This is a genomic window from Citrobacter sp. S55_ASV_140 (genome assembly GCF_018919505.1).
Taxonomy (GTDB): Bacteria; Pseudomonadota; Gammaproteobacteria; order Enterobacterales; family Enterobacteriaceae; genus Citrobacter; species Citrobacter werkmanii.
This window is the reverse complement of record NZ_JAHLQZ010000438.1, coordinates 1-489: the sequence shown is the minus strand read 5'-3', so window position 1 is coordinate 489 and position 489 is coordinate 1. Positions and strand designations below refer to the sequence as shown.

Annotated in this window: 1 rRNA gene; it reads left to right on the top strand. The window is 54.0% G+C overall.

The features are described from left to right. Positions 1 to 489, top strand: a 23S ribosomal RNA gene (locus KQJ18_RS24925); the annotation flags it as partial.

The window sequence follows — 489 nt, the reverse complement described above, 5'->3', positions numbered from 1 at the left end:
TAGTGATCCGGTGGTTCTGAATGGAAGGGCCATCGCTCAACGGATAAAAGGTACTCCGGGGATAACAGGCTGATACCGCCCAAGAGTTCATATCGACGGCGGTGTTTGGCACCTCGATGTCGGCTCATCACATCCTGGGGCTGAAGTAGGTCCCAAGGGTATGGCTGTTCGCCATTTAAAGTGGTACGCGAGCTGGGTTTAGAACGTCGTGAGACAGTTCGGTCCCTATCTGCCGTGGGCGCTGGAGAATTGAGGGGGGCTGCTCCTAGTACGAGAGGACCGGAGTGGACGCATCACTGGTGTTCGGGTTGTCATGCCAATGGCACTGCCCGGTAGCTAAATGCGGAAGAGATAAGTGCTGAAAGCATCTAAGCACGAAACTTGCCCCGAGATGAGTTCTCCCTGAGACCTAGAGTCTCCTGAAGGAACGTTGAAGACGACGACGTTGATAGGTCGGGTGTGTAAGTGTAGCGATACATTGAGCTAACC